The following is a 6,398-nucleotide window of genomic DNA, read 5'->3' as shown; positions in this document are numbered from 1 at the left end:
TGTCCTACGCCATGCTCACCCGGCAGACGCCGAACCACATTTCCTCTTTCTACCTCAGCCGCGCCCTGCCCGAAGGCGGCGGCAGCAACGTGGTCAACGTGATGCTGGTGGACTTCCGTGGTTTCGATACCCTCGGCGAAATTACCGTGCTGGTCGCCGTGGCGCTGACCGTATTCGCCCTGCTGCGTCGTTTCCGCCCGCCGAAGGAAAGCCTGCAATTGCCGGCGCAGCAACGTCTGCTGGCACCGGACGTGGTCACCGATCTGGTCAACCCGCGTTCGGCCAGCGACACCGCGCTCGGCTTCATGATGGTGCCAGCGGTACTGGTGCGCCTGCTGCTGCCTGTCGCGCTGGTGGTGTCGTTCTACCTGTTCATGCGTGGCCACAATCAACCGGGCGGCGGTTTTGTCGCCGGGCTGGTGATGTCGGTGGCGTTCATCCTGCAATACATGGTTGCCGGCACGCAGTGGGTCGAGGCACAAATGAGCCTGCGCCCATTGCGCTGGATGGGCACCGGACTGTTGTTCGCCACCGCTACCGGTCTCGGTGCGATGCTGGTCGGCTATCCGTTCCTGACCACTCACACCTGGCACATCAGCGTGCCGTTGCTCGGCGATATCCATATCGCCAGTGCGCTGTTCTTCGACATCGGCGTGTACGCCGTGGTGGTCGGATCGACGTTGTTGATCCTCACCGCCCTCGCCCACCAATCGGTGCGTGGTCACAAGACTGCATCGCTGCCCAAGTCCGTCGCCAGCAAAGGAGCCGTCTGATGGAAGAAGTCATCGCAATCGCCATCGGCATTCTTGCCGCGTCCGGGGTCTGGCTGATCCTGCGGCCGCGAACCTTTCAGGTCGTAATGGGCCTGTGCCTGTTGTCGTACGCGGTCAATCTTTTCATTTTCAGCATGGGCAGCCTGTTCATCGGCAAAGAGCCGGTGATCAAGGACGGCGTGACCCAGGACTTGCTGCATTACACCGACCCGCTGCCCCAGGCGCTGGTACTGACGGCGATCGTCATCAGCTTCGCCATGACCGCGCTGTTCCTCGTCGTATTGCTCGCCTCGCGCGGCCTGACCGGCACCGACCACGTCGACGGCCGGGAGCCTAAAGAATGATGGCGATGACTCACCTGATCGCTGCACCGATCCTGCTGCCGCTGCTGACGGCTGCGATCATGCTGATGCTCGGCGAGAAGCACCGGCCGCTGAAGGCGAAAATCAATCTGTTCTCCAGCCTCCTCGGCCTGTTCATTTCAGTGATGCTGCTGCAATGGACGCAGACCACCGGCGTGCCGGGATCCATCGGTGTGTACCTGCCGGGCAACTGGCAGGCACCGTTCGGCATCGTTCTGGTGGTTGATCGCCTGTCGGCACTGATGCTGGTGCTGACCGGCGTCATCGGCGTAAGCGCCCTGCTGTTTGCCATGGCCCGCTGGGACGGCGCCGGGTCGAGTTTCCACGCACTGTTCCAGATTCAGTTGATGGGCCTGTATGGCGCGTTCCTGACGGCGGATCTGTTCAACCTGTTCGTGTTCTTCGAAGTGTTGCTCGCCGCGTCCTACGGTCTGTTGCTGCATGGTTCGGGCCGAGCGCGGGTGTCGTCGGGGTTGCATTACATTTCGATCAACCTGCTGGCCTCGTCACTGTTCCTGATCGGCGCTGCGTTGATCTATGGAGTGACCGGCACGCTGAACATGGCCGATCTGGCGATGAAGATCCCGCTGGTGCCGGAAGCCGACCGTGGCTTGCTGCACGCTGGGGCAGGGATTCTAGCGGTAGCGTTTCTGGCCAAGGCTGGGATGTGGCCGCTGAACTTCTGGCTGGTGCCCGCCTATTCCTCGGCCAGCGCGCCAGTGGCGGCGATGTTTGCGATCATGACCAAGGTCGGCGTCTACACCCTGCTGCGCCTATGGACCCTGTTGTTTTCCGGTCAGGCCGGCGCCTCGGCATTCTTCGGCGGCGACTGGCTGATTTACGGCGGCATGGCGACCATGGCTTGCGCAGGGCTGGCGATTATCGCCGCGCAACGCCTGGAGCGCATGGCCAGCCTGAGCATCCTGGTGTCGGCGGGCATCCTGCTCTCGGCGATCGGTTTCGCTCAGCCCAACCTGGTCGGCGCTGCGCTGTTCTATCTGGTCAGCTCGACCCTGGCGCTGAGTGCATTGTTCATGCTCGCCGAACTGATCGAGCGCTCGCGCTCGGCCAACGAAATTCCGCTTGAAGACGAAAGCGAACTGCTGCCGCGCCCGCAGGAGTCGCTGCAACCGCCCAAGGGCATCAACCTCGACGACGAACAGAAAGCCGTGGTCGGCCAGGTCATACCATGGACGATGGCCTTCCTGGGCTTGAGCTTTATCGCCTGCGCACTTTTGATCATCGGCATGCCACCGCTGTCCGGGTTCATCGGCAAGCTCAGCCTGATCGGCGCACTGCTCAACCCGTTGGGACTTGGCACTGCGGCGCCGCTGCCTCCCGGCACATGGGGATTGCTGGCGCTGTTGATCCTGACCGGTCTGGCCTCCCTCATGGCTTTCTCGCGCCTCGGTATCCAGCGCTTCTGGACGCCCGAAGAGCGCCCGTCGCCGTTGCTGCGCAAGCTTGAGTGCGCGCCGATTTTCCTCCTGCTCGGGCTGAGCATTGTCTTGACGTTCAAGGCTGAGCCGCTGCTGCGCTACACCCAGGCCACGGCCGATGCCCTGAACAATCCGCAGCAATATGTGCTGGCCGTGCTTGGCACACGTGCGGTGCCGAGCCCGCAAGCCAGAGCCGACATGCTCGAGGTGCAGCCATGAATCGACTGTTTCCGGCTCCGTGGTTATCGCTGGCCCTGTGGATTCTGTGGCTGACCCTGAACCTGTCGGTCAGCCCGGGCAACCTGCTGCTCGGCGCCGCGCTGGGTTTCGCCGCGCCGCTGATGATGCGCAAATTGCGGCCGAAACGTGCGCGCATCCGCAACCCCATCGCCATCCTGCGTCTGTTCTTCCTGGTCGGCCGCGACGTCATCATGTCCAACCTGATCGTCGCCTGGGGCGTACTCAACGCCGGGCGTCGTCCGCCCAACTCGTGCTTTATCAAGGTGCCTCTGGACTTGCGTGATGCCCACGGCCTTGCGGCACTGGCGATGATCTGCACCGTGGTGCCCGGCACCGTATGGTCGGAACTGGCGCTGGACCGCAGCGTTCTGTTGCTGCACGTCTGGGATCTGCACGACGAAGCGCAGTTCATCGAGCACTTCAAAAGCACTTACGAGCGGCCGTTGATGGAGATTTTCGAATGAGCCCATTGCTGTCGAATGCGATTCTGCTGACGCTGTTTCTGTACTGCTTGGCAATGGCACTGACCCTGGTGCGCCTGTTCAAAGGCCCGTCAGCACAGGATCGGGTACTGGCGCTGGATTATCTGTACATCGTCGCGATGTTGATGATGCTGACCCTGGGCATCCGTTACGCCAGTGACACCTACTTCGAAGCGGCGCTGCTGATCGCGCTGTTCGGCTTCGTCGGCTCGTTTGCCCTGGCGAAATTCCTGCTGCGTGGCGAGGTGATCGAATGAATGCCGAATTGTCTTTGTGGGTCGAGATTCCGGTGGCGGTGCTGCTGGTGCTCAGCGGCGTGTTTACCCTGCTGGGTGCAACCGGATTGCTGCGCATGAAGGATTACTTCCAGCGCATGCATCCTCCGGCGCTGGCCTCGACGATTGGGGCCTGGTGCGTGGCGTTGGCCTCGATCATCTGTTTTTCAGCGCTGAAGTCCGGGCCGGTGGTGCATGCCTGGCTGATTCCGGTTCTGTTGGCTATCACCGTGCCGGTGACCACCCTGCTGCTGGCGCGGGCGGCGTTGTTCCGCAAGCGGATGGCCGGGGATGATGTGCCGGCCGAGGTGAGCAGTCGTCAGACTGAAAGTGGTAACTGATGATTTTGTGGCGCCTGTGATGGCGCCATCGCTACAGTAGGAACGCGCCCTCCATTGTGGGAGCGAGCCTGCTCGCAAAGAGGCCAGTCGGGGCATCGCCAATTCCGGATCGGCTCAAACCCACGCTACTGCCAACAACCCCGCCCCCAGCAGCGCACACAACGGCGAGTACACCCAGGTATCCAGCCGCGCGAATCGCGAATCCTTCACTTCCTTGAAAAATCCGACCAGATTCGAATCTCCGATCGCTCGGGCGAACATCAGCAACGCAATTGCACTGATCACCCATTGCAGTGCCTTATGCTGCACCGCCGGCACGCCCCAACCGACCCGCATGCAAACCAGCGCTGCAATCACCAGCAGCGCAGCGGCGACTGCCAGCGTCACCCAGCCTGAGGGCTTGAAGGCCGGGCGGACCGTGGCGACGAAGCCCGACACCGGCACCTGCGGCACCACCACCGCAGCCGCCCATTGCCCACCCAACGCCCAATACACATGCATCAGGCCGATCGCTGCGAACACAGTCACCAGCCATTGAGCCAACACAAAGGTCATGGTTGAAATCCTTCAAAGGGATTTGAACAAACCATCGTAGTCGGATTTTTTGGCCGTGCACGACCGGTCGGCGGTGCACTGCGTTAACCGCGTTATTTCAGATCAGCCGTCACCTTGTCAGCCACATCCCTGGGCAGCCACGCCTGCCACACATCCGGATGCGCTTTCATGAACGCGACCGCCGCCTCACGAGGCGCGGTGTGCTTGTCACTCATCTCCGCCAGTGCCTTGTTCAGCGGCTCGATGGGAAAATCGACCTTGCTGAAGAACTCGGCAATTTGCGGGTTCTGCTTTTGAAACGGCGTAGACACGCCAATCGACAGCTTGGATGCCAGCGATCGGGTGGGCTTTGGATTGGGGTTATCGGCGTCGGTCAGCGTCTTCCACGCCTCGGCATCGAACGGCGGCTCTTCCAGTTGCACCAGTTTGAATTTGCCAAGCAGTGGCGTCGGCGACCAGTAATAGAACAGCACTGGTTTGCCGCGACGAATCGAAGAGCTGATCTCGGCATCCAGCGCAGCGCCGGAACCGCTGCGGAAGTTGGTGTAGTCGTCCTGCAAGCCATACGCCGTGAGCTTCTGCTTGTTGACCACTTCCGAGGTCCAGCCGATCGGGCTGTTGAGGAAACGCCCTTTGCCCGGGCTTTCCGGGTCCTTGAACACGTCCTTGTATTTCTTCAGATCAGTGACACTGCGCAGATCCGGCGCCAGCGGCTTGATGCCTTTGGCCGGGTCGCCCTTGATTACGTATTCCGGCACCCACCAGCCTTCAGTGGCACCCTTTACCGTATCGCCCAGACCGACGACCTTGCCCTCGGCTTCGGCCTTGACCCAGACCGGACTGCGCCCGGCCCACTCCTCTCCAATCACTTGGATGTCATTGTTGGCCAGCGCGGTTTCAAGGGTAATGGTGGTACCCGGCAACGTATCGGTCGGCAAGCCGTAGCCTTTCTCGACGATCACCCGCAGCACCTCGGTGATCAGGCTGCCGCTTTCCCAGTTCAGGTCGGCAAAGTGGATCGGCGCCTGTGCCGCCTGCAGCGATTGCGCTGACGTCAGCAAACCGAAGGTGGCCACGCTGGCGGCCAGTAACCGTCGAAATCCGTTCATGCATTGCACCTCGTGCTGTTCACAGCTATGGCAAGTCTGGCCTGACGGGAGCGCAAGCCTCTGAATAACTCAGTCAACTGACTTTAGCCGAGGTTCCTGCTTTTTCCGGGGTTTGCTGCGCACGGGGCTACGTTTCAGAGTTTTCCTGCAGGCTTTGCAGCTCACGCCTGACCATGCTGGCGTAAGCCGCCGGTTGCAACGCATAAATCTGCGACGCAACCCAACCAAGCCAGGCTCCTTGCAGTTCAGCCTTGCGGGCGAACAAACGCTGCGCTTCGACGCGTGCACTGTCGAGATTTTGCGAATGAAAGTCTGCGCGCTTCACTCGCTGGCCTTGAAGGTCACCAATTCGCCCTTGCGCCATTTGGCGGCCTTGGCGGTGACCGCCTTCAAGGTTTTGGTCAGGCCTTCCTGCAGTTGCTCATTGGCGGCGAACACGGTCACCACGTTATGGCCTTCCTTGAACAGGATCGCGTGACCATCGGCCGTACTGACGAAGGCGTAGTCGCCCAAGCCGTAGACCGTCAGTTTGATGTCGCGAAAACGAATGTCCATCTTGCCGCCTTCGCGGCTGGGCAGAACGGACGCAATGAAATGGTCGCCAACCTTCAGTTTGAGCCCCGGTTTGTCATCGACCACCAATGCACTTTCGGTATCGATTTCGGCGATGTAAATGCCTTCTGCGTTTTGCTCGGTGATGTAAACAAAACGTGATTGAAATTGCTTGACCAGCTTTGCACGCAAATCACCCAGCACGAACAAAGCATGCATATCGAGGTTACTGACTGCCAAAGAAACATCCCCACATTTGAAAAACCGTGC

General features: G+C 60.8%; 10 protein-coding genes. 6 read left to right on the top strand and 4 right to left on the bottom strand.

All coding sequences use genetic code 11. The features are described from left to right. From mbhE to D6877_RS06410, 6 genes are all read left to right on the top strand, one after another. A partial coding sequence (gene mbhE / locus D6877_RS06435; RefSeq protein WP_277751474.1) for a hydrogen gas-evolving membrane-bound hydrogenase subunit E occupies positions 1 to 773 on the top strand: 773 nt, incomplete at its 5' end. Then, the gene (locus D6877_RS06430) at positions 773 to 1,117 is read left to right on the top strand and encodes a Na+/H+ antiporter subunit C (RefSeq protein ID WP_016775082.1); all 345 of its coding nucleotides are present in this window, start codon (positions 773 to 775) and stop codon (positions 1,115 to 1,117) included. The genes mbhE and D6877_RS06430, both read left to right, overlap by 1 nt. After that, entirely contained in the window at positions 1,114 to 2,793 is a 1,680-nt protein-coding gene (locus D6877_RS06425; protein ID WP_130910239.1) for a monovalent cation/H+ antiporter subunit D, read from the top strand. The genes D6877_RS06430 and D6877_RS06425 overlap by 4 nt, the downstream gene beginning before the upstream one ends. Further along, the gene (locus tag D6877_RS06420; protein ID WP_130910238.1) at positions 2,790 to 3,278 is read left to right on the top strand and encodes a Na+/H+ antiporter subunit E; all 489 of its coding nucleotides are present in this window, start codon (positions 2,790 to 2,792) and stop codon (positions 3,276 to 3,278) included. Before D6877_RS06425 ends, D6877_RS06420 begins: the two co-directional genes overlap by 4 nt. Next, complete coding sequence (locus D6877_RS06415; RefSeq protein WP_071172757.1) at positions 3,275 to 3,553, top strand: K+/H+ antiporter subunit F; 279 nt, start codon at positions 3,275 to 3,277, stop codon at positions 3,551 to 3,553. The genes D6877_RS06420 and D6877_RS06415 overlap by 4 nt, the downstream gene beginning before the upstream one ends. Further along, positions 3,550 to 3,912, top strand: a complete 363-nt coding sequence (locus tag D6877_RS06410) for a Na+/H+ antiporter subunit G (protein WP_041480808.1) — start codon at positions 3,550 to 3,552, stop codon at positions 3,910 to 3,912. The genes D6877_RS06415 and D6877_RS06410 overlap by 4 nt, the downstream gene beginning before the upstream one ends. 114 nt (positions 3,913 to 4,026) lie before the next feature. On the opposite strand, the gene D6877_RS06405 is transcribed toward D6877_RS06410, so the two are convergent. The 4 genes from D6877_RS06405 to D6877_RS06390 form a co-directional block, all read right to left on the bottom strand. Beyond that, entirely contained in the window at positions 4,027 to 4,467 is a 441-nt protein-coding gene (locus D6877_RS06405) for a DUF3995 domain-containing protein (protein ID WP_130910237.1), read from the bottom strand. 92 nt (positions 4,468 to 4,559) lie between these two features. After that, entirely contained in the window at positions 4,560 to 5,576 is a 1,017-nt protein-coding gene (locus tag D6877_RS06400; protein ID WP_130910236.1) for an ABC transporter substrate-binding protein, read from the bottom strand. A 127-nt stretch (positions 5,577 to 5,703) separates the two neighbouring features. Further along, positions 5,704 to 5,901 (bottom strand): hypothetical protein, encoded by a 198-nt coding sequence (locus tag D6877_RS06395; RefSeq protein WP_130910235.1) that lies wholly within the window; start codon positions 5,899 to 5,901, stop codon positions 5,704 to 5,706. Next, positions 5,898 to 6,347, bottom strand: coding sequence for a hypothetical protein (locus tag D6877_RS06390; RefSeq protein ID WP_178083644.1), 450 nt, complete (start codon positions 6,345 to 6,347; stop codon positions 5,898 to 5,900). The genes D6877_RS06395 and D6877_RS06390 overlap by 4 nt, the downstream gene beginning before the upstream one ends. Between the last annotated feature and the right edge of the window lie 51 nt (positions 6,348 to 6,398).

This window comes from Pseudomonas sp. Sample_9 (assembly GCF_004307535.1).
In the GTDB taxonomy this organism is placed as follows: Bacteria; Pseudomonadota; Gammaproteobacteria; order Pseudomonadales; family Pseudomonadaceae; genus Aquipseudomonas; species Aquipseudomonas mercuritolerans.
Note: the sequence above shows the minus strand (reverse complement) of the source record. Positions and strands in the feature narration are given on the sequence as shown.

Coding starts and splice junctions, on each gene's coding strand:
- D6877_RS06430 (WP_016775082.1), top strand. CDS start 773: ATGGAAGAAGTCATCGCAATCGCCATCGGCATTCTTGCCGCGTCCGGG.
- D6877_RS06425 (WP_130910239.1), top strand. CDS start 1,114: ATGATGGCGATGACTCACCTGATCGCTGCACCGATCCTGCTGCCGCTG.
- D6877_RS06420 (WP_130910238.1), top strand. CDS start 2,790: ATGAATCGACTGTTTCCGGCTCCGTGGTTATCGCTGGCCCTGTGGATT.
- D6877_RS06415 (WP_071172757.1), top strand. CDS start 3,275: ATGAGCCCATTGCTGTCGAATGCGATTCTGCTGACGCTGTTTCTGTAC.
- D6877_RS06410 (WP_041480808.1), top strand. CDS start 3,550: ATGAATGCCGAATTGTCTTTGTGGGTCGAGATTCCGGTGGCGGTGCTG.
- D6877_RS06405 (WP_130910237.1), bottom strand. CDS start 4,467: ATGACCTTTGTGTTGGCTCAATGGCTGGTGACTGTGTTCGCAGCGATC.
- D6877_RS06400 (WP_130910236.1), bottom strand. CDS start 5,576: ATGAACGGATTTCGACGGTTACTGGCCGCCAGCGTGGCCACCTTCGGT.
- D6877_RS06390 (WP_178083644.1), bottom strand. CDS start 6,347: ATGCATGCTTTGTTCGTGCTGGGTGATTTGCGTGCAAAGCTGGTCAAG.